Annotated in this window: 15 protein-coding genes; 10 read left to right on the forward strand and 5 right to left on the reverse strand. The window is 72.3% G+C overall.

The window, feature by feature from the left end:
- From JJJ15_RS08075 to JJJ15_RS08100, 6 genes are all read left to right on the forward strand, one after another.
- A complete protein-coding gene (locus tag JJJ15_RS08075) occupies nucleotides 1–954 on the forward strand; it encodes an exopolyphosphatase (protein ID WP_200510392.1) in 954 nt (317 codons plus the stop codon).
- A 16-nt stretch (nucleotides 955–970) separates the two neighbouring features.
- Complete coding sequence (locus JJJ15_RS08080; protein ID WP_246741974.1) at nucleotides 971–2,284, forward strand: type I 3-dehydroquinate dehydratase; 1,314 nt, start codon at nucleotides 971–973, stop codon at nucleotides 2,282–2,284.
- Complete coding sequence (locus JJJ15_RS08085; protein ID WP_200510393.1) at nucleotides 2,281–3,177, forward strand: nucleotidyltransferase family protein; 897 nt, start codon at nucleotides 2,281–2,283, stop codon at nucleotides 3,175–3,177. Before JJJ15_RS08080 ends, JJJ15_RS08085 begins: the two co-directional genes overlap by 4 nt.
- Complete coding sequence (locus JJJ15_RS08090; RefSeq protein WP_200510394.1) at nucleotides 3,174–3,452, forward strand: PqqD family protein; 279 nt, start codon at nucleotides 3,174–3,176, stop codon at nucleotides 3,450–3,452. Before JJJ15_RS08085 ends, JJJ15_RS08090 begins: the two co-directional genes overlap by 4 nt.
- Nucleotides 3,449–4,183, forward strand: coding sequence for a hypothetical protein (locus JJJ15_RS08095; protein ID WP_200510395.1), 735 nt, complete (start codon nucleotides 3,449–3,451; stop codon nucleotides 4,181–4,183). The genes JJJ15_RS08090 and JJJ15_RS08095 overlap by 4 nt, the downstream gene beginning before the upstream one ends.
- A 113-nt stretch (nucleotides 4,184–4,296) precedes the next feature.
- Nucleotides 4,297–6,111 (forward strand): polysaccharide biosynthesis tyrosine autokinase, encoded by a 1,815-nt coding sequence (locus JJJ15_RS08100; protein ID WP_200510396.1) that lies wholly within the window; start codon nucleotides 4,297–4,299, stop codon nucleotides 6,109–6,111.
- A 677-nt stretch (nucleotides 6,112–6,788) separates the two neighbouring features.
- Here the strand turns inward: JJJ15_RS08100 and JJJ15_RS08105 are convergent.
- Nucleotides 6,789–7,964, reverse strand: coding sequence for an LCP family protein (locus JJJ15_RS08105; RefSeq protein WP_246741975.1), 1,176 nt, complete (start codon nucleotides 7,962–7,964; stop codon nucleotides 6,789–6,791).
- Between the two features lie 294 nt (nucleotides 7,965–8,258).
- Between JJJ15_RS08105 and JJJ15_RS08110 the strand changes: the two genes are divergently transcribed.
- From JJJ15_RS08110 to pth, 3 genes are all read left to right on the forward strand, one after another.
- Complete coding sequence (locus JJJ15_RS08110; protein ID WP_200510397.1) at nucleotides 8,259–9,380, forward strand: hypothetical protein; 1,122 nt, start codon at nucleotides 8,259–8,261, stop codon at nucleotides 9,378–9,380.
- 908 nt (nucleotides 9,381–10,288) lie between these two features.
- Nucleotides 10,289–10,882, forward strand: a complete 594-nt coding sequence (locus JJJ15_RS08115) for a 50S ribosomal protein L25/general stress protein Ctc (RefSeq protein WP_200510398.1) — start codon at nucleotides 10,289–10,291, stop codon at nucleotides 10,880–10,882.
- A 193-nt stretch (nucleotides 10,883–11,075) separates the two neighbouring features.
- Nucleotides 11,076–11,669 carry an aminoacyl-tRNA hydrolase gene (gene pth, locus JJJ15_RS08120; protein WP_200510399.1) on the forward strand — a complete coding sequence of 198 codons (594 nt, stop codon included), beginning with the start codon at nucleotides 11,076–11,078 and terminating at the stop codon, nucleotides 11,667–11,669.
- Between the two features lie 323 nt (nucleotides 11,670–11,992).
- On the opposite strand, the gene JJJ15_RS08125 is transcribed toward pth, so the two are convergent.
- From JJJ15_RS08125 to JJJ15_RS08140, 4 genes are all read right to left on the reverse strand, one after another.
- Nucleotides 11,993–12,712: a response regulator transcription factor gene (locus JJJ15_RS08125; protein WP_281433016.1), complete on the reverse strand. Its 720-nt coding sequence runs from the start codon at nucleotides 12,710–12,712 to the stop codon at nucleotides 11,993–11,995.
- On the reverse strand, nucleotides 12,694–14,532 hold the full coding sequence (locus JJJ15_RS13485; protein ID WP_281433017.1) for a histidine kinase: 1,839 nt from the start codon (nucleotides 14,530–14,532) through the stop codon (nucleotides 12,694–12,696). The genes JJJ15_RS08125 and JJJ15_RS13485 overlap by 19 nt, the downstream gene beginning before the upstream one ends.
- A 393-nt stretch (nucleotides 14,533–14,925) precedes the next feature.
- Nucleotides 14,926–15,747: an ABC transporter permease subunit gene (locus tag JJJ15_RS08135; RefSeq protein WP_200510400.1), complete on the reverse strand. Its 822-nt coding sequence runs from the start codon at nucleotides 15,745–15,747 to the stop codon at nucleotides 14,926–14,928.
- A gap of 27 nt (nucleotides 15,748–15,774) precedes the next feature.
- The gene (locus JJJ15_RS08140; RefSeq protein WP_200510401.1) at nucleotides 15,775–16,803 is read right to left on the reverse strand and encodes an ABC transporter ATP-binding protein; all 1,029 of its coding nucleotides are present in this window, start codon (nucleotides 16,801–16,803) and stop codon (nucleotides 15,775–15,777) included.
- A gap of 292 nt (nucleotides 16,804–17,095) precedes the next feature.
- On the opposite strand from JJJ15_RS08140, the gene JJJ15_RS08145 reads away from it, so the two are divergent.
- Nucleotides 17,096–18,076 carry a Bax inhibitor-1/YccA family protein gene (locus JJJ15_RS08145; protein WP_200510402.1) on the forward strand — a complete coding sequence of 327 codons (981 nt, stop codon included), beginning with the start codon at nucleotides 17,096–17,098 and terminating at the stop codon, nucleotides 18,074–18,076.
- Nucleotides 18,077–18,158 lie beyond the last annotated feature (82 nt).

Here is an 18,158-nt window from a genome sequence, read left to right on the forward strand (position 1 = left end):
ATGACCCGCGTCGCTGCCATTGACTGCGGTACCAACACGATCCGGCTGCTGGTCGCCGACCTCGTCCGCACCGGGCAGGCCGTGACCCTGAGCGACGTCACCCGCAGCGGGCGGATCGTCCGGCTCGGGGTGGGCGTGGACCGCACCGGGTACCTGGACCAGGCCGCCCTGGAGCGCACCCTGGAGGCCACGGCGGACTTCGCCCGGGTGGTGGGGGAGCTGGGGGCGGAGCGCGTGCGCTTTATCGCCACGTCCGCCACTCGCGACGCGCGCAACCGGGAGGACTTCACCGCCGGGGTGCGCCGGGTCCTGGGGGTGGAGCCCGAGGTCGTCAGCGGTCAGGAGGAGGCCGAGCTCGCCTACCTCGGTTCCCTGGTGGGCGCCGACCCCGCCCCCGCCGGCTCCGCGCGCCTCGTGGTGGACCTGGGGGGCGGCTCCACCGAGCTCGTCCTGGGCCGACGCCGCCCCGAGGCCCTCCACTCCATGCAGACCGGCTCGGTGAGGATCACGGAGCGCTACCTGGCCGAGGGCGTCACCCCCCAGGCGGAGGCGGCCGCCCGAGCCGACGTGCGCGCCCGCATCCAGGAGGCGGTCGGGGACGTCGACCTGGGGGCCACCGGGGCCCTGGTGGGCCTGGCCGGCACCATTACCACGGTCACCGCCCACGCCCTGGGCCTGGACGCCTTTGACGCCGGCGCCATCGCCGCCGCCCGCCTGGACGTGGAGGCGGTCCTGGCCTCCTGCGACGCCCTGGTGCACTCCACGCCCGCCCAGCGTGAGGCCATGGGCTTCCTCGCCCCCGGGCGCCGTGACGTCATTGCCGCCGGGGCCCTGGTGTGGAGCGAGGTCGTGGCACGGGTGGTGGCCGACACCGCCCGCACCGACCACCCGGTGACGGTGGTCTCCACCTCCGTCCACGACATCCTTGACGGTATCGCCCTGTCACAGATCTAAGGAGTCCAGGAAGACCATGAGCCGTGAGCCCCTGCCCGCCGCGCGCGGGAACGACGAGCCCGACCGGGGCGCCGCGAGCCCGCTGGGTGGCGCCGTGAGCCTGCTGGGTTATACGTCCGAGCCCGTTGCGAGCCCGTTGGACAGCGCCTCCGTCAACACCGTGAGCCCGCCGGACCGCACGTCGGAGTCTGCTGGGAGCTCACCGGGTGGTGTCTCCTCCCCCGCCGGGGGCCCGCTGGGTGGCGCCTCCGGCTCCGCCGTGAGCCCGCCGGAGGACTGCGACCCTGACGAGGGCCGTCCGATGGTGCGCGTCCGCCGGTGGGGCGGGGTGCTCGTCGGCGGTGAGGTCCCCCTCCTGGCCGTCTCCACCACCGCCCCCACCCTCGCCGGCTGCCTGGACCAGGTGCTGGCCGCCCGGCGGGCCGGGGCCGACGTCGTCGAGCTGCGGGGGGACCTGCTCCAGGAGGTCCAGGAGGCCGGCGGTGGTGACCCCCGTCTCCTGGCCCGTCTCCTGGCCCGGGCCGCCGACGCCGTCGTGCGGGCGCTGGAGGACGCCGACGCTGGTGCCGCGGCGAGCCCGGTGCCAGGTGCCGTGGTTGGTTCGGTGCCAGGTGCCGCGCCGGGGGCCGCCGAGGAGGCGGAGGGGCGGGTGACGCGCCCCGGGGTCCTGGTGACCCTGAGGACCCGCTCCCAGGGCGGGGGCCTTGACCTGGACCGTAGCGGCTACCGCGCGGTCCTGGGCGCCCTGGCGGAGGGCTACCTGGAGGGGGCCGGGCTGCGCCGCCCCGACGCCGTCGACGTCGAGGCCTACTGCGCCGGCCTGTACGTCCCGGGAGGGCGCGACCTGGAGGAGGCCAGGGCCGACCTGCGTCTCCTGGCGGGCCTGGTCCACCGCGCCGGCCTGGACGTGGTCGCCTCCTGCCACGACCTCTCCGGCACCCCCGAGGAGGACGAGACCATGGACCTGCTGATCGACATGCAGGACGACGGCGCCGACGTGGTCAAGCTGGCCGCCACCCCCCACGACGCCGTCGACGTGGCCCGGCTCCTGAACGCCACCGCCTGCGCCCGGGAGATCCTGAGCGTGCCCCTGGTCACCATGTCCATGGGGGAGCAGGGGGCCGTGACCCGGGTCGCCGGGGGCGTGTTCGGCTCGGCCCTCACGTTCGTCCTGGTGCCCGGGCCCGACGGCTCCTGGACTCCCTCGGCCCCCGGTCAGCTGCCCATTGAGTCGGTCCGGGCGGTCCACGAGGTGCTGGGCCTGCACCGGGGGGCGGGCGCGGGTTACGAGGTGGCTGCGGGGCCTCGTGGGCATACCATGTGCCCATGACTACGCTGACGAGCCAGGGGCCCGCGACGCGAGGCGTCCCCGTCGGTGTGCGCACGCACCTGGCCCACGCCGCGCTCCAGGTGATCGCCCAGGAGGCCCGTGTCCAGGTCCTCCACGTCAAGGGCCCCGCGGTCGACCCCAGCCTGGGGCGCCCCCTGCGCTCGGCCACCGACGCCGACGTCGTCGTCCGGCCCACGCAGGTGGCCCGCTACGTGGAGGCCCTGGCGGACCACGGCTGGGAGCACGTCACCAGCTTCGCCACCGGCTCGGTCTTTGAGCACGCCGCGACCTTCTACCACCCCTCCTGGGGCTACGCCGACGTCCACCGGGTCTTCCCGGGCATGACCGCCACCCAGGCCTTCGCCGTGCTGTGGGCGGACCGGCGCCTGCAGGCGGTCGCCGGTCTGCCCTGCCCGGTCCCCTCCCTGACCGCCCAGCGCCTCCTGCTGCTCCTGCACGTGGCCCGCAACGGGTCCGGGAGCCTCGACCCGGACTACGAGCGCGCCTGGGTGCGGGCCGACGCCGCCGAGCGCGCCCGTATCCGGCGGCTCGCCGTGTCCGTGGGGGCCCAGGTGGGGCTGGCCGCCGCCCTGGGCGAGCTCGACCGCTACGCCGCCGACCCCGCGCACGACCTCTGGTTCGTCCTGGCCCACGGGGGCACCTCCCGCCTGGAGGAGTGGCGTGCCCGCTTCCGCGCCGCCCCGGGGCCGGCCGCCAAGACCAGGGTCGTGGCCCGCTCCCTGCTGGTCAACACCGACCACCTGGCCATGCGCCTGGGCAGGCGCCCCTCGCACGGGGAGGTGGCCGCCGAGTTCGCCGGGCGCCTGACCCGGGCCGTCGGTGAGGCCCGCACGTTCCTGCACCGTACCGACCACGAGAGGAGGCAGACATGAGCTACCGGCTCCCCGAGCGCCTGGCCTGGGTGGACGACGCCCCCGGCGGTGAGGACGCGAACGTCTACCTTGCCCACGTACCTGACGGCCAGCCCCTGGTCCTGAGCGGTTCCGCCCGCTCCATCTGGCTGGTCGCCCAGGAGTCCCAGGACGCCCAGGAGGTGGCCGCCGTGCTGGCCGACGCCGTGGGCCTCCCGGCCTCGCGCATCGCCCCCGAGGTGAGCGCCTTCCTGGACGAGCTGGTCACCGACGGCCTGCTGGAGGAGGTCCCGTGAGCGCGTCCTCCGGGCGGCGCGCCTCCCGCGGACACGCCCGTCGTGAGCGGCTCGACATCCACGCCGGTGGCGGCGTCTTCGGGGACACGGCGCCCAGCAGCCGGGGCAACCGGCCCCGACGCCTCCTGCGCCACCTGGTCCCCACGGGCGGCTCCGCCCCCCGGCGCCACGGCGGGGCACCCCGGGTGCTCATGGTGTGCACCGCCAATATCTCCCGCAGCCCCTACGCCGAGATGCGGCTGCGCCAGCTGCTGGGCTCCGGTGAGACCTGGGCGGTCACCAGCGCCGGGGTCCCCGGCCTGGTGGACCAGCCCATGGAGCCCGCCATGTCCGCCCAGGCCCGCGAGCGGGGGGTGAGCCCCGAGGAGGTCGCCGCCCACCGCTCCCAGCCCGTGGACCAGCGGATCCTGGACCGCAGCGCGCTCATTATCTGCATGGCGGTCGAGCACCGGCGCCGGCTCGTGGAGGACTACCCTGAGGTCACCGGCCGCTGCTTCACCCTGGGGCAGCTGGTGGAGGCCGTCCAGGGCCTGGAGCCGCCCGGCGGCGGGCGACGGGCCCGCAGGGTATCGGCCTCCGTCCTGGTGTCCGCCCTGGGGGCGCGGTGCCCCGCGCCCGACGAGTCCGCCGACGTGCCCGACCCCTTCCGACGGGGGACGGAGTTCGCCGCCGGGGTCGCCCAGCGCATTGACGCGGACTTGATCACGCTTGTCCCGTTCCTCCTGCGGTAGGGGCCACGGCGTTGGTAGCGTGACCTCGGGGTAGGCCGTCACGGGTCCCCCGGCCCCAGTGCAGACCAGGAAGGGAAGCTGCCCTCGTGACCATTCAGGACTTTCTGAGGTTGATGAAGGTCAACGCGGTCTTTATTATCTGTTGCGTCGTCGTAGGGGGGCTCCTGGGCTTCGGGTACGCCAAGACCCAGCCCAAGCTCTACCAGAGCTCCGCACAGGCCACGATCGTCATCGCCGGCACGGACGCCTGGAGCGCCAACTCCGTGGCCCAGCAGAAGGCGGGCGTGTTCGCCAAGCTCGCCGGCTCGGCGGCCGTGGCCCAGTCCGTGTCCCAGTCCCTGGGTCTGCAGGATCTCGGCGGCTCCCTCACCGGCGCGGCCGAGCCGTCCTCCCCGATCGTCACCATTACGGCGGTCTCCTCGGACCCGAGCCGGGCACGGGACCTGGCCAACGCCGCCATCCCCGCCCTGGGCAGCTACATCGCCTCCCTGGAGGCCATTGGCTCCGGGCAGAGCCCGTCGCCTGCTGACGCCCAGCCCCCAGCAGCCGGCTCCGACCAGCCCTCCACGCCGTCCCCCGCTGACGAGCAGCCTGCCGCCCCTGAGCCCGCCACCCCCGAGCCCAGGCAGGAGGAGCCCAGGGGCGGTAACCAGGACGAGGGCGCGAACCCGGGCACCGGTGAGAGGCGCTCCACCCCCGGCCGCGGTAACGGCACCGGTGAGGAGAAGGAGGACGCAGCCGCCGACGCCCAGGCGCGCGTCGTGCCCGCCGTGGCCGGTACCGGGGCGAGCCTCGTGCCCGCCGTGGCCGGCGCGCCGCAGGCCGCCGTCGGGCAGGCCGGTATTGGGCAGGCCGGGCAGGCCGCTCCCGCGGCTCCCGCCACCGCCGCCCCGACCGACGAGACCTACAACAGCCAGACCCGCCTGGTCGCCCTGGAGCCCGCCCAGCTGCCCGGGGCCCCCTTCTCCCCCGACACCACCAAGCTCGCCGGCATGGGGGGCGCTGGCGGCCTGGCCCTGGGACTCGCCGTCGCCTTCCTGCGCCGTGCCCTGGACAACAAGATCCGCCACAACTCCGACATTGAGGACATCCTCCAGTCCTCGGTCCTGGCCGTGGTGCCCCGCTCCACCGACCTGAGCGCCAAGGGGCGCAGGAACGTGGACGGCCTGGGCCAGGCCGCCGAGGCCATCCGCCTGCTGCGCACCAACCTGCGCTTCGTGGACGTGGACAACCCGCCGCGCGCCATTGTCATGACCTCCGCCAACCCCGGGGAGGGCAAGTCCACCATCTCGGCGGTCCTGGCGCAGATGCTCGCCGCCTCCGGGCAGCGCACCATCCTGGTGGACACCGACCTGCGCAAGCCCGTGGTCCACCGCATCTTCGACATTGACGGCTCAGTGGGCCTGACCCAGGTCCTGGCCGGGGACGTGCCCGTGTCCGACGTCGCCCAGTTCGTCAAGGGCCACCCCCACCTCAGGGTCATCCCCGCCGGGCGGATCCCGCCCAACCCCTCCGAGCTCCTGGGCTCCCAGCGCATGAAGGCCCTGCTGGACAGGCTCTCCCAGGAGGCGGTCGTGCTCCTGGACGCCCCCCCGCTCCTGCCGGTGACCGACGCCGCGCTCCTGTCGGCCCTGGCCGACGGCGCCATCCTCACCTTCGAGGTCGGGGGCACCTACAAGGAGCAGGCGCGCCTGACGGGCAAGATCCTGGGGCAGGTTGACGCCCGGCTGCTGGGGGTGGTGCTCAACCGCGCCTCGCGCCGGTCCATGGGCTCGGTCTACTACGGCTACGGCTACGGCAGCTACGGGCACCACTACTACTACGGCGAGCGGCCACGGGGCTGGCGCCGTCTGCTGCCGGGAGGCCGTCGGCACACACGCCACCAGGAGCCCGCCGAGACCCAGGAGCACGTCCCAGCCGCCTCCTGACCGCCCCCGGTCCTCCTGCCCGGCCCCTCCTGCCCCGGCCGCCTCGCGAGAACGGTACTTATTGCTCGCGAGAACGGTACTTGTTCGTCGTGAGAACGGTACTTATTGCTCGTGAGAACGGGGGCATGACCGGGGTGGCCGGGTAGCCGGTTCACGTGACGGCATGAGGCTCTGGGCTGGTCCTGCCCGGGGCCGGGCCCACTATCCGCTCGGGTGGGTCCCGGGCCCTGGCACGCTGGGGGGAGCGCCGTGGCCAGTCTTCGAGGGCCCGTTGAGCGGCTCCGGGGCCCTGGCGTGGTGGGGAGTATCCCGTGGCGTTACCCGTCCTGCGAGCTCTCCGTAGCCGGGGCCCTGGTGCGGTAGGGAGCACCCGCCGCCTGGGAGCTCCGAGACAATACTCCGTCCGGAGCCCTGGTGTGGCAGGGAGCGTCTTTCTCGCTCGTCCTGGGCTCCTCAGGCTGGGACGCGCACAGGACCGGAGCAGCAGCGACCGAGGTCACTTTAGGAGACCATGTAGGCAGCGCATCCCGGCTTCCTGTGCCGGAGGACGCCGTCGCCCTGAAGCGGGCCTCCCGTTCTCACGAGCAATAAGTACCGTTCTCGCGGCGAACAAGTACCGTTCTCGCGAGGAACAAGTACCGTTCTCGCGAAAGAGGAGGCGGGGGCAGGGCGGGCGGTCAGTTCACCACCCCTCCCAGCACATTGAGCTTGTCGGGATGCTCGGCCACGTACTGGCTGATCGAGTCCGTCTGGAAGGCCCGGGACACCTCGGCCAGGGTGACGGCGTCGAGCAGCACGATCGACTGCCCGTCAGCACTGGTGGAGATGCCCTGGACGGGGGCCTGGAAGAAGTTCACGTTGCTGCTGCGTATCCCGGTCATGGAGCTGGCCAGGTCGATCATGGCCGAGGTGGTCAGGGCGTCGTCCACGGCCACCGTCTTGGTCACCGTCTCAACGAGCCCAGCCAGCTTCACGGGATCCGTGAGCGTCCCGCCGTCGACCGCGGCCTTGAGGATGGAGCGCATCCAGTTCTGCTGGCGCTTAATACGACCGAAGTCCCCGTCCGGCAGGGTGTAGCGCTCCCGGGCGTAGACAAGGGCCTGCTCGCCGGTGAGCCTGTGGGCCCCGGGGGCCAGGACGTTGTCCGAGCTCGCGGCGTCCTGCCTGCCGGTGAGGTCCAGGGGCTGGGTCAGGGTGATATCGACCCCGCCCAGCTCGTCGGTCAGGGTCTTGAAGGACTCAAAATTCGCAATGGCGAAGTGGTCGATATGGATCCCGGTGACGTTCTCCACCGTCCGGATCAGCAGCGTGGGGCCTCCCCAGGAGTAGGCGGCGTTGATCTTGGCCCGCGAGTCGTGGTCCACGACGTCGTTGGCCGGGATCGTCACCCAGGAGTCGCGCGGGATGGACATAACGTTGACCCTCTTCCGGTCCCCGCTGATCTGCATGACCATAATCGTGTCGGTGCGCTGGGCACCCACCTCCCACTGGGAGGGATCCTTGGAGTCGATCCGGGAGTCCGAGCCCAGGACCAGGAAGGTGACGGGCTGGCCGGCCGCGCCGGTGGCGTAGGGAGGGCGACTCCCCAGGCCCGCGAAGGGGTCGCCCAGGTGCTCGATGCCGCCCAGGAGGCTGCGGATGAACAGGACCAGCCCGATCCCGGTCCCCGCAATGAGCGCCAGGAGCACCAGCAGCACCGTGGCCGCCTTGTGCCGGACCACCCAGGGGCGGCGCCTGTGGTGGTGGTGCCTGGCCGAGATCTCCTTGCGCTGGGGCGGGGGGCCCTCGAACAGGGGGGCGGAGTGCTCCAGGCGGTCCATGAACAGCTCGTTGGAGGCGTCGTCCAGGGGCACCTCGGCGGTTCGCCGGGTCCTCCGATCGGCTCTGCGAGGGTGACGATCGGAGGAAGGCCGGTCGGCGGAGGCGGGACTGCCGTGTGGGCCCTCGCCGGAGGGGCCGTGGTCCGAAGGACGGACGTGAGAGGGACAATCGGAGGATGAGTCAGACACGGATGACCTCTCGAAGGGCTTGATGCGGCGGACGATGACGCTGGGCCGACGGTGGCCCGGGAGACAGGCCGCAGCGCGGCGGCCTACGCGTCACGCTATCATCACCGTGTTCGCACCCCCGACCCTGAGGGAGCTCTTGTGCTTCTCACACTCATGGGGCAGACCGTTGACCTAGACCTCTCCCAGCTCCCGCTGCCGGTCGCCCAGAGGCTTGAGGACGCGTGGCTGCCCTGCGCCACGACGGCGTCGGACAGGGACCCTGCCCCCGCCCCGTTCTCAGTCACGGTCCTGCCGCCCTCGGCTGCAGCCAGCGCCCGGCCCCACGACCTGGTCCTGCACACCCTGGAGAGGGACGTGACCTACTACGTCTCCCAGCACCTGACCCGGTGGCTCATTAGCAAGGCGGCTGGTGACTACCTCATGCTCCACGCCGCGGGCCTGCGCGCCCCCGACGGGCGCGTGGTGGGCGTCATTGCGCCCTCGGGGACAGGCAAGACCACCTTCTGCTCGGTCCTGGGGAACCGGTTCGGCTACGTGACCGACGAGACCCTCGTCATTACCCCGGGGACCCTGGACGTCATCCCCTACCCCAAGCCCCTGTCCGTCGTCGGACCCGAGGCGAGGCGCACCAAGGTGGACCACTCCCCGTCGGCCCTCGGCCTGGAGGCCGTCACCTCGCCCACGCCCCTGGGCGCCCTGGTCCTGGCCGAGCGGGTCAGGAGCGGCAACACCCTGGTGCCCATGAGGCTGGAGGAGATCATGGAGCCGGTCATCGCCCAGACCTCCTCCCTGTTCGCCCTGCCCTCCCCCCTCCTGACCCTGGCCCAGGCCCTGACCCTGGCGGGCGGGCCCTGGCGTCTGAACTTCTCCAGCCAGGAGGAGTGTGCCTCCCTCCTGGCCGGCCTGCCCGCCTGCGAGGCGGCTCCTGCCTCCTTCACCCACGTGCCGGGGGCCGGTGACGCCCACACCGCGCTCAGCGGCCAGGACTGCGGCCCGCTCGCGGAGGGGGACCGCTTTGTGCGCACCACCTGGACCGACGCCGTGGTCACTGAGGACGCCGTGGTGCTCCTCTACGGGCGGCTGCCCGTGACGCTGGGGGGCGCGGGTGCCGTCATCTGGCTCGCCTGCCAGGAGCCGACGGGCATGGAGGTGATCCACCGCGCCGTCGTGGAGCGGCTGGGGGGCCACCCGCGTGCCCGGCTGCTGGTGGAGGAGGCTCTCATATCACTCATTGTCGGCGGCGTCATCCGCCTGTGCTGAGGTGGGGCGGGCCCCGGCCGACCGCGGCGCCCGCCCGACCCTCCGCCCCTCTCCGCCCGCCCCTCTCCGTGAGAACGGTACTTATTGCTCGCGAGAACGGTACTTGTTCGTCGCGAGAACGGTACTTGTTTCCCGTGAAACCGGTACTTGTTTGTCGTGAGAACGGTACTTATTGCTCGTGAGAACGGGGTGCTCACAGCAGGCTCCCAGGAATGTCCCGGCCTACGCGGACGCCCGGCTCTTCGGACCCGCTCCCGGTTCTCCACACCACTGCACCGGCCGTCCCACAAGCCTCACCACCCGCCCGGGACCTGCCCCGGTCGCCGGAGTGTAGGCCCGGCCGTGTCCCCGTCCTCGCGCCGGACCTGCCCCGGTCACCGGAGACGTACCCTAGATGCCCTTCCAGGGTACGTTCTCGGCACACGGGGCACGTCTCCGGCGAACGCAGTCAGATCCCGACGCGAACCAGGTAGGGCAGGCGTCAGAGCTGGCCGGGAGGTTGTGGCCGGGAGGTTGCTGGCCCCGCGCGTCTGCGTCGGTCAGGACACAGGTGCGGCAGGTGCACCGGCGCACCCCCGTTCTCACGACGAACAAGTACCGTTCTCACGACGAACAAGTACCGTTCTCACGACGAACAAGTACCGTTCTCACGAGCAATAAGTACCGTTCTCACGACGAACAAGTACCGTTCTCGCGGAGAGAGGGGCGGGCGGGGTGGCCGGGCTCACCGCGCCTGTGAGGTCCTGGGACGACGTCGTCCCGTAGGATCGCGGTAATGCCCCGGCGAGGGACACGCGCGTGCGTGCATCCGTGATCGACGTGGTGGTGCCTCAGGGTGCTGCGCGTCCTCGCGCCCCGCCGGACCACCGACCCGCGGGGCCCTCCCCGCGCCGACCCGAGGAGAACTCGTGGCTGACAACGCCATTAAGCTCACCGCCACCAACCGCACCCGCCTGGGCAAGGGCGCCTCCCGCCAGGCCCGCCGTGACGGGCAGGTCCCCGCCGTCGTCTACGGCCACGGCGCTGAGCCCCGTCACCTGCTGCTGGACGAGCACGCCACCCGCATGGCCCTGCGCGGTAACGAGAACGCCCTCATTGAGCTGTCCGTGGAGGGCCAGCCCCTTCTGGTGCTGACCAAGGAGGTCCAGCGCCACCCCATCCGCCCCGGCGTGCAGCACGTGGACTTCCTCCTGGTCAACCGCAACGAGCGCGTCGAGGTCGAGGTGCCGGTGACCGTCGTCGGTGAGGCCGTGCCCTCCACCATGCACATTATCGAGCTCGCCCACGTGCTCCTGTCCGCCCCGGTGACCAGCATCCCCGAGACCATTGAGGTAGACGTCACCGGCGTGCAGGCCGGTACCGCCATCCGTGTCGCGGACCTTACCCTGCCCCAGGGCGTGGAGGCGGTCACGGAGGCCGAGACCGACATTGTCAATATCACCGAGGACAACACCGTCGTCGAGGAGACCGAGGCCCCCGCCGACGCTGCCGAGGCCCAGTGAGGGCCTACCCCGACACCACCTGCCCGGGCGACGCCGTCGCGGCGGGTACGTGCCCAGGCGGGGCGGGCGCCTGCCGGTACGCCGGTTACACCAGGCGCACCAGCCACATTAAGTGCGCCAGCCACGCCGGGCAGACCCGAAGGCCCGGGCAGACCCGCTGTAGCCCAGTTGGTCCCCACCCCGGGGTCCTGCCGTGAGCGCGCCCTGGCTCGTCGTGGGCCTGGGCAACCCTGAGCCCCGGTACGCCCGCAACCGCCACAATATCGGCCGTATGGTCATCGACCTGCTGGTGGGGCGTACCGGGGCCACCCTGTCACGGCACAGGACCCGCGCCCGGGTGGCCGAGGTCCGGCTGGGGCTCCTGCCCGGTGGGGCGCCCGGGCCGCGCGCGGTCCTGGCGGAGCCCACCGCGTTCATGAACGTCTCCGGGGGGCCGGTCAGGGCCCTGACGCAGTTCTACGGCCTGGGGGCTGAGCGCCTGCTCGTCATCCACGACGACCTCGACCTGCCCGAGCACACCCTGCGTCTCAAGCGCGGTGGCGGTGAGGGCGGTCACAACGGGCTGCGTTCGGTCTCCCAGGCCCTGGGGACACGCGACTACGCCCGCCTGCGGGTGGGGATCGGGCGCCCGCCGGGACGACAGGACGTGGCCGACTTCGTGCTCACCGACCTGCCGCCCCGGTCCCGGGCCCAGTGGGGCGTCACCCTGGAGCAGGCGGCCGACGCCGTCCAGGCCGTGGTGCTTGAGGGGCTTGAGCGGGCCCAGGCCGTCCTGCACGCCCCCTGACGTGCCGGGCACAGGTGCCCAGGAACCGGACGTGGGTACTCTCGGAAGAGGCGGGCGCCCAGGAACCGGGCACAGGCGCTCGGGAGCCAGACACAGGCGCCCAGGAACCGGACGTGGGTACTCCGGGAGAGGCTGGCCCCGTCAAGCCCGGGGAACCCCGGGCAAGGGCCGGACGTGGGCGCCCGGGAGAGGCGGACCGCCGGGCAACCGCCACGGGCGCTGTCCTGGTGACGGCGGCGAGTCGTCCAGGAGGGGCCGGGACGGGCAACCGCCACAGGCGCTGTCCGGCGGTCCGCGGCGAGTCGGAAAGGGCTGACGCCAGGCTAGGACATGAGCCCCGTCTCGTAGGCCACGACGACGGCCTGGACCCGGTCGCGCACCTCCAGCTTGGCCAGCACGTTCCCCACGTGGGTCTTGACCGTCGTGGCGGAGACCACCAGGTGGGTGGCGATCTCCGCGTTGGACAGGCCCTGCGCCATGAGCACCAGGATCTCCCCCTCCCGGGGGGTCAGGGAGGCGATCCGGGGGTCCGGGGCGCTCTGGGCCCCGCCGTCGGAGGGGAGCTGCCCGGCGAACATCTCCAGCATGCGCCGGGTGATGCGCGGGGAGACCACGGCCTCACCGCCCGCCACCGTGCGCACCGCCTCGGCGAGCTCGGCGGGGCGGGTGTCCTTGAGCAGGAACCCGCTGGCCCCCGCGCGCAGCCCGGCGAAGGCGTACTCGTCCAGGTCGAAGGTGGTCAGGATGAGGATCCGCGTGCCCGGGCACTGGGCGGTGATCGCCGCGGTGGCGTCGATCCCGTTCATGCCCGGCATGCGCACGTCCATGAGGATGACGTCGGGGCGCAGGGCGCGCGCCTGGGCCAGGGCGGCGTGGCCGTCGGCGGCCTCGCCCACCACCTCAATGCCCTCCTCGGCATCGAGCACCATGCGGAAGCCCATGCGCATGAGGGCCTGGTCGTCGGCCAGGACCACGCGCACCGGCCTGCCGTCGGCCGGTGCCGTGGCGGCGTCGTGGGACTGGGTCAGTGGGGTATCTGCCACGAGGGGCTCCCTTCGTCGTTCTCTTCCCAGCGCAGCACCGCCCGGACCTGCCACCCGGTCCGGGTGGGTCCGGCCTGGACGGTCCCACCGTAGACGGCCGCCCGCTCCCGCATGCCGATCAGGCCCTTGCCGCTGCCGTGCACGGGGCGGCTTCCCGGGGCGGACAGGTTCTCCACCGTGAGCACGACCGTCCCCGTGTGCCGCTCCACACGTACGGTGACCCGGGGTGTGGTGGGGGCGTAGCGCAGGATGTTGGTGAGCGACTCCTGCGCGATCCGGTACAGCGTGAGCTGGAGCCCCTTGTCCCCTGGCAGGGCCCGGCCCTCCCAGGTGTAGTCCACGGGGACGCCCGCGACCTGGAACCGCCTAATGAGCACGGGCAGGTCCGACTGCTCCGGCGCGGGGGACAGGGGGGTGTCACCGGTGGAGGGGTCCACGTCGGTGGCTTGGGTACGTAGGTGGGCCACGGCCTGGCTGGGCTCGACCGGAGGCACCGTCCCGGGCGGGGCGAACTCCGGCAGGGGCACCGCCCGCGTCTCGGGCTCCCGGGGGGCTGGGACGGGCAGGGGGCGGTCGGGCCCGGGGCTGCCCGACGCCGGGGTGGTGGTCCCGGCAGGGACGCCGGTGGGGCCGGGCAGGGGGCCGTCGTGGGCGCCGGGGCCAGTGGCCTGGAGGGTCCTCCCGGGGACGGCGGCCTGGCTGCCGGGACCATTGTGGGCGCCGGTCGGGCTGAGCCCGCTCGGGGACCCGGTGGCCTCGCCCACGGGGCCGGACGACGCGGCACTGAGCACGGTGGTGCCGATCTGGGCCCTGGTGGTCTTGCCCGCGGGTCCGGGCGTGCAGGGACCGGCCGGGGCGAGGGTGGTGCCAGCGGCCTCGGCCGCCACGGGCCCGGGGAAGGTCCCGGCCGCCGCGGGATGTCCTGACGGCGCGGAGGTGGCGCCGGGGTCGTCACGCAGCACCCCCACCAGGCGGCGCGTGTCCGCCAGGGCGCTGCGGCCGGTCTCGGCCAGCATCCCCAGGGCCTCCTTGGCCATCTCCGGGTTGCGGTCAATGGTGGCGGCGACGCCGTCGGCCATGGTGATCATGACGGCCAGGGAGTGGGCGACGACGTCGTGCATCTCCCGGGCGATCCGGCTGCGCTCGTTGGCGGCCGCCAGGAGCGCCGTCTGCTCGCGCTCCAGCGAGGCGCGCGCGGAGCGGGCCTCCACCTCTGCCAGCCGCTGCCTCTGGGAGCGGGCGTTGAGCCCCACGAGCACGCCGATCATATTGACGAGTGCCAGCGCCATGAGGGTCATGGCGGACTCGACGAACGTGTAGCGCTCCAGGACTATCTGGGGGACCTGGACTGCGAGCGTAGAGGCGACCCACGCCAGCCACGCCCACCGGGTTCTGACCCTCACGGTGAGGGTCCCCAGCATTAGCGGCACGCCTATGAGCAGGGTGAGCATGAGCATACTCGAGACGTAGAGGAGCGCGCTCTTCTCCGGGTCCAGGACCAGCACTGTCAGGATCTCGGTGACGGGCATGACCAGGATGACTACTGCCCAGGTGGCCAGGGGACGGGCGCGCCGCAGCGCCAGAGCGGTCCCGGCGGTCGTCTGGGCCAGGGCGAGGATGACCAGGCCGGGTACGCCAATGGCCTGGAACGCCGCGGGGTTCTGGGCCTGGAGGACGGTGGACAGTGAGCCGAGGAGGAATATGAAGAGGGCCAGGCCTGAGTCCGCCGCCCGGGGGTGGGAGCGCAGCCACCTGCCCACGGGGCCGGGGAGGACGGGGGCGGCGACCGGGGTCTCGAGGGCGGGGTCAGCGGGGGTCATCGGGACCAGTGTTTCACGTGCCGACGTCGTGGCGCAGAGCGGAGGGGGCCACGCTGCCGTGGGACCTGGTGGCGCGTCCCCCGGCCCCACGACGCCCGGCCTCACGGCCCTCGGCGTCGTGGGGCCCGGCTGGTCCCCGGCTGGCGGACCCACCGGGACGGGGTACACAGGCGCGCGGTTGTCCGGGGCGTAGGCGTCCCCGGGGCGGCCGGGCGCCGGTGCGGAGGCTGCCATAAGGGCGGCACGCACGGCTCCCAGCGGTAGGACGTCCGGGGCCTGTCGCTGGGAGCCGGTCATGGTCACCTCCGGGGTCGGTGGGTCCTGTGCCAGCTGGTCCAGAGGTACATTGCCTCCGGGGCCAGCTGGCCAGCAGGGCGGCGGGGTGGCGGGGGCTCAGGCGTCCCGCTTGGAGAAGGTGATCCACCCCGCCAGCAGGGGCACGACGGCCCAGATCACGAAGGTGACTATGGCCATGGTGTGCGTGGGCGCGCCCTCGGAGTAGCGCCGGGCGATATTGAAGGGGTCGGCCAGCGCCGGGGACGTCACGAGAGGTGTGTGGTGGCTGAGGACCTCGGCCCAGTGCCACTGGCTGCCAGCGATCTGCAGCGGGATGTCAATGACGAACAGCAGGGTGAGCACCACGGTGGTGGCGCCCGCCGTGGAGCGCATAAAGAAGCCCAGTCCCAGGGCCATGAGCGAGATGGTGGCGAAGCCTAGGCCTGAGCCCCACACCAGGCCCCACACCCTGGCGTCGCCGAAGGACGGGGCCTTGTCTCCCATGAACGGGGCGGAGATCACCCAGGTCAGGAGCACCGAGAAGGCGCCAGCCAGGAAACTCCAGAGGGCGATGCTCAGGCTCTTGGCCCAGAACAGGCGCCAGCGGTGCGGCACGGCGGCCAGGGAGGAGCGGATCTGGCCCGAGGAGTACTCCCCGGTGACAATGAGGGCGCCCAGGACCGCCATGGCGATCTGGCCGAAGGTGATTCCTACCACCATAAGGGCGGGGGCCTGGTCAGCGAGCAGCTCCTCGTTGTCGGAGGAGGCGATGGACAGGCCTGCACCGATGAGGACCGCCAGGCCCACGGCGATGACGGAGGTGATCCAGGTGGAGGCCAGGGTGCGCAGCTTGACCCACTCGGCGGCGATGGCCCGGCCAAAGGTCTGGCGTCCGTTAATGCGGCCGGTCCGGGTGCCGGGTGCGACGGCGGTGCTCATAGTGTCTTCTCTTCTCACGTCGTGCGGTCAGTGGGTGGTGGGGGTGGTCCCGGCCGGGCGCCCGCGTCGGGCCTGGCCCGTGGGCGTGTCCCCGCCGGGGGCGGCGTGGCCGGGGCGGGCGGCGTGGCCAGAGTGGGCGGCGTGTCCTGAGGGGGCTCCGGTGGAGTACTCGACCTCCCCGTTGGTGAGCTCCAGGTAGGCCTGCTCCAGGGAGGCGTGGATAGTGGTCAGCTCGTGCAGGACGATCCCCGAGGCCGCCGCGATCTCGCCGATCCTGGCGGCGGGCGCCGTGCTGGTGGTCAGGACCCCCCGCTCGGGGGACTGGACCGCGATCCCGGCCCGGCTCAGGGCGGTGGCCAGTTCCGTGGCCTGCGGGGAGGCCACCCGCACCTGGTCCGAGGTGGCGCGGGAGATGACCTCGTCCACCGGGCCCTGGGTGATAATGCGGCCGCGGCCGATGAGCACCAGGTGGTCGGCCGTCTGGGACATCTCGCTCATGAGGTGGCTGGAGATGAACACGGTGCGCCCCTCGGAGGCCAGGCGTCGGCAGGTCTCGCGCACCCAGATGACCCCCTCGGGGTCCAGGCCGTTGACGGGCTCGTCGAAGATGAGCACCTGGGGGTCGCCCAGGAGGGCGGCGGCTATGCCCAGGCGCTGGCCCATGCCCAGGCTGAACCCCTTGACCCTCTTCTTGGCCACGCCCGTCAGCCCGGTCAGCTCCAGGACCTGGCCCACCCGGGAGCGGGGGATGCCGTTGGAGACGGCGAGCTGGGTCAGGTGGGAACGGGCGGAGCGGGAGCCGTGCAGGCCCTTGGCGTCCAGGAGGGCGCCGACCTCGCACAGGGGGGCGGTCAGGTCGCGGTACCGCCTGCCGTTGACGGTGACGGTCCCCGAGGTGGGACGGTCCAGTCCCATAATGAGGCGCATGGTCGTGGACTTGCCCGCGCCGTTGGGGCCCAGGAAGCCGGTGACGGTCCCGGGTTCCACGGTGAAGGAGATGTGGTCCACGGCGGTCTTGTCGCCGTAACGCTTGGTCAGGTCATGGGCTTCAATCATGTGCGGTGCTGCTCTCATTGAGGTGGGTGCAGGTGGCGTCCTGGCAGGTCCTGAGGTCTTCACCTGGGGGTGCTCCCGGGCTGACGTCCCCAAGGCTAGGAGGCGGGGAAGGGGGCCATCATCGGAGTGCGGGATGAACCTGGCGGGGGCCTTCTGGGCCCCGTGGGGGAGGAGCCTCCTCCCACAGGAGGAGAGGGGCCGGGTATGAGGTCTTTCCCAGGAATGTGCGGCAGGATAGGGTTGTTGACCCCATGTGGACGGGGCACATCAGCCCCTGAGAGGACCGACACCAATGAGCAATCCCTTCTTCGACCGTAGCCCAGCCTTCAACAGCAAGGGGGGCGTCGGCACCACCCCCAACGGCTACCCCGCCATGCCCGGCTACCAGCCCGGTGCCCAGTACGGCCAGGCGCCCACTCAGGGCTACCCCGGCTACAGCCAGGCAACCACCCAGACCTACCCGGGTTACGGCCAGGCGCCCGCCCAGGGCTACCCCGGCTACGGCCAGGTGAGCCCGAACCAGGTCGCCGGCCTGGAGGCCCAGTACGCCGCGCCCAGCGCCACCAACGTCGACCGCGGGCGCATGACCTACGACGACGTCATTGTCCGTACCGCCGGGATGTTCGCCCTCATCCTGGGCACGGGGGCCCTGTCCTGGATGCTGGCCACCAACAGGGCCACCATGGGGGTCGGCTACCTGGTCATGATCCTGGGCTCCATCGGCGCCCTCGTCCTGGGACTGGTCAACTCCTTCAAGAAGGAGCCCAGCCCGGCCCTCATTATGGCCTACGCCGCCTGTGAGGGCGCCATGCTCGGGGCCTTCTCCGGCGTCATGAACTACTTCTACCCGGGTATTGTGATTCAGGCCATGGGGGCGACGGCGGCCACCTTCGTCGTCATGCTGTGCGCCTACAAGTTCGCGAACTTCCGGGTCTCGGCCCGGGTGGCCCGCATCCTGCTCATTGCCATGGGCGGCTACCTGCTCTTCAGCCTGGTCAACCTGGTCCTCATGGCCACCGGTGCCGTCACCGACCCGTGGGGCCTGCGCGGCAGCGTCACCATTATGGGCATCCCGCTGGGCGTCATTGTGGGCCTGGTCGTGGTGGTCATGGCGGCCGTGAGCCTGGCCATGGACTTTGAGGCCATCCAGCGCGGGGTCGAGGGCGGCCTGCCCACCCGCTACGCCTGGGCCGGTGCGTTCGGGCTCGTGGTCACCATTGTGTGGCTCTACGTGGAGTTCCTGCGCATCCTCGCCATTCTGCGCGACAACTGAGGCCCGCGCCTGCCTCGTACCGCGGTCCGCCCGGCTGGTAGCCGGGCGGACCGCTGTCTGTAGCGGCACGTCTGGGTGGCGC

Source organism: Actinomyces sp. HMT897 (genome assembly GCF_016626125.1).
In the GTDB taxonomy this organism is placed as follows: domain Bacteria; phylum Actinomycetota; class Actinomycetes; order Actinomycetales; family Actinomycetaceae; genus Actinomyces.